Origin of the sequence: Photobacterium sp. OFAV2-7 (assembly GCF_022347985.1) — a bacterium.
In the GTDB taxonomy this organism is placed as follows: domain Bacteria; phylum Pseudomonadota; class Gammaproteobacteria; order Enterobacterales; family Vibrionaceae; genus Photobacterium.
In genome coordinates this window covers 1-2794 of the sequence record NZ_JAKRFQ010000710.1, presented here as the reverse complement: position 1 = coordinate 2794, position 2794 = coordinate 1, and the positions used below count along the sequence as shown (strand labels likewise).

Here is a 2794-nt window from a genome sequence, read left to right as displayed (position 1 = left end):
CTAGGGTTAGTTGATCAGCTGGGTGATTTTGATGACGCTATCGCCGCAGCTGTTGAACTTGCCAAGCTGGACAGCTACGAGCTTCGTTGGATGGAAGAGCCACTCAGCCCGGCTGAGCTGCTGTTGCAGGAGTTTGCCTCTGAGGCAAGCGCCAAGCTGGCTACCATTGTATTTGGCCAGGTACCTGCCGCGCTGCGCCCTGTTACGCAACAAGTTGTAACAGACTTCACAACGCTAAGTAACTTTAACGATCCAAAAGGTCAATATGCCTTCTGCCTGAACTGCAGCAATATTGAAAAGTGAGATCAGCCCGGCACATGCCGGGCTTTTTTTACTGTGCGTTAACCGTATAATGCGGCCACCAACTCGTAATGTCTGTACCCGATTATGGAAAGAAAACACATTTACATTGCTTACACCGGCGGCACCATTGGTATGCAGAAGTCAGACCATGGTTATATCCCTGTTGCGGGCTTTATGCAGAAGCAGCTGGAAAGCATGCCTGAGTTCCATCGTCCAGAAATGCCGAGATTTACGATTCACGAGTACGAGCCTCTTATCGACTCATCAGATATGACGCCAGCGGACTGGCAGCGCATTGCTGATGATATCAAGGCAAACTACGACAAATATGACGGTTTTGTCATTCTTCATGGTACGGACACCATGGCATATACCGCCTCGGCACTGTCGTTTATGTTTGAAAATCTGGACAAGCCTGTGATAGTCACCGGCTCTCAGATCCCGCTGGCCGAATTGCGTTCTGATGGCCAGAGCAACCTGCTGAACTCACTTCATATCGCGGCGAACTACCCGATCAATGAAGTAACGGTTTTCTTCAACAACAAGTTGATCCGTGGCAACCGCAGTACCAAAGCCCATGCGGACGGCTTTGGCGCCTTTATTTCACCTAACCTGCCGCCACTACTGGAAGCCGGTATCAACATCCAGCTAAATAATGTCGAGCTGAGCAAACAGCCTGAAGGCAAGTTTAAAGTACATGCGATCACACCGCAGCCAATTGGCGTGATCACCATGTACCCGGGGATCTCCCCGGAAGTTATCCGCAATACCTTGCGCCAGCCAGTCAATGCGATGATTCTGCTAACGTTTGGTGTGGGTAATGCGCCACAGAACCCGGATCTTCTTGCCCAGCTGAAAGAAGCAACTGATCGTGGCGTCATTGTGATGAACCTGACCCAGTGTTTGTCTGGAAAAGTAAACATGGGTGGTTATGCCACTGGATGTGCTCTGGCAGATGCCGGGGTACTTAGCGGTTACGATATGACCCCGGAAGCAACCCTTGCCAAACTGCACTTCCTACTAAGCCAGGATCTACCGATGGAAACGGTACGAAGCATGATGCAGCAAGACTTGCGTGGTGAGCTGACGCACTAACTGTTCGTGACGACGAAACAACGATAGTTACCGACTATAGCCCTGGCCTTTGGCCAGGGCTTTTTTCATCAGACACGCTGCATTGTTACACTTCAATGAACCCGTTAGGTTCACCCTTGGTCGGGATCTCATGCAAACTGTGTATGCCCTTATCAGCAATATTCGCAGGCAGCTCACCGGCTAACTCATAAACCAATAAGCTGGCCTTTGCCAGATCATCACAGGGAGCCAGCTCGAGCTGGCTGCAATCAACACCGGCCAACTGCTCGTAAAGTACTTCCAGCGCCGCATCGGCAGGCGATGTTGCATCAGCCGCTCCCTGAAACTCTCCCGTTCCACAAAATACCGCATACCTCATGGCTTCCTCCTGAATCGTAAAACGATACAGTTTGGTTTAAATGTAGTTCTCACGTCTCAGACATCAAGCGGCCCCTCAGCCAGAGCACACCTCCTAATGCTTTATCTCGGCTACACTTTATAACAATTACGTCTATTCACCTGTTCATGTCTGTAGCACTACAGGCCAATTAGCCCGAGACAATACTATGATTCTACACGGTGCCTCGATTTCTCCGTTTGTCAGAAAAATCATGCTCGCGCTCTCCTACAAAGGGATTGCCTATGATCTGCAGCCTCTTAACCCCTATCTAGAAAAAGAACTGGCTCAGAAGCGCCACCCGATGGGCAAGGTGCCGGTCCTCGAGCATGACGGCAGCAACATCATGGACTCGACGGTCATCGCCCACTACCTTGATGATATTTTCCCGGTCCCTCCCCTCTATCCTGGCTCGGCGGCGGCGCGCGCCCAGGTACGCTGGCTGGAAGAATATGCCGATACCCGGCTGACATCGCTCATTGGCGGGGTGCTTTTCTACCAAAAAATCATGCGCGGAAAAATGCTGAACAAAGATGTGGACCAACAGGCCATCAAGCAATGCCTTGAGCACCACCTTCCCCAGGTCCTGGATTACGTAGAAGAGCAGCTACCAGTTGAAGGGTATGTCGCCGGACACTTTTCGATGGCTGAAATCAGTTTATGGAGTGTATTTCGCAGTGGCTGGATGGCCGGGCTAAGACTAACCCACTATCCGAAATTGCAGGCCTATCTTGCCAATATTGAACAGGAGCCCTGGATAGCGAATTTAATCAGCGAAGAAGATCACGAGCTCAGCAGTTTTTACTGTGAACCCATGATCTTTGACAACCATGTCGGTTAGCCCAACAACACTTTATTGGATTTCACATCTCAGAGCTGGTTATGATCAAAGCGAGCGATGTCATCATGTTCAGGTTCTTTGACGCCAAAATCGCGTTTCAGCTCGGCTTTCGATTTAAATTTAATTTCTCCCCCAGCCTCGACGGACATATGCTCGGCATCGGTATTATGGCGGGACTG

Annotated in this window: 3 protein-coding genes and 2 pseudogenes; 3 read left to right on the top strand and 2 right to left on the bottom strand. The window is 50.4% G+C overall.

Annotated elements, in window-relative coordinates:
* Both MHN01_RS23410 and ansA read left to right on the top strand, forming a co-directional pair.
* Positions 1-303, top strand: a pseudogene (locus MHN01_RS23410) (signal peptide peptidase SppA); the annotation flags it as partial.
* An 84-nt stretch (positions 304-387) separates the two neighbouring features.
* Positions 388-1398 (top strand): asparaginase, encoded by a 1011-nt coding sequence (gene ansA, locus MHN01_RS23405; RefSeq protein WP_239413756.1) that lies wholly within the window; start codon positions 388-390, stop codon positions 1396-1398.
* An 85-nt stretch (positions 1399-1483) separates the two neighbouring features.
* On the opposite strand, the gene MHN01_RS23400 is transcribed toward ansA, so the two are convergent.
* A complete protein-coding gene (locus MHN01_RS23400) occupies positions 1484-1756 on the bottom strand; it encodes a hypothetical protein (protein WP_239413755.1) in 273 nt (90 codons plus the stop codon).
* Positions 1757-1943: 187 nt separating this feature from the next.
* Here MHN01_RS23400 and MHN01_RS23395 point away from each other — a divergent pair, with 187 nt between their 5' ends.
* On the top strand, positions 1944-2615 hold the full coding sequence (locus tag MHN01_RS23395) for a glutathione S-transferase family protein (protein WP_239413754.1): 672 nt from the start codon (positions 1944-1946) through the stop codon (positions 2613-2615).
* Between the two features lie 29 nt (positions 2616-2644).
* Here the strand turns inward: MHN01_RS23395 and MHN01_RS23390 are convergent.
* Positions 2645-2794: pseudogene (locus MHN01_RS23390) on the bottom strand (DUF1315 domain-containing protein); the annotation flags it as partial.

Coding starts and splice junctions, on each gene's coding strand:
- ansA (WP_239413756.1), top strand. CDS start 388: ATGGAAAGAAAACACATTTACATTGCTTACACCGGCGGCACCATTGGT.
- MHN01_RS23395 (WP_239413754.1), top strand. CDS start 1,944: ATGATTCTACACGGTGCCTCGATTTCTCCGTTTGTCAGAAAAATCATG.
- MHN01_RS23400 (WP_239413755.1), bottom strand. CDS start 1,756: ATGAGGTATGCGGTATTTTGTGGAACGGGAGAGTTTCAGGGAGCGGCT.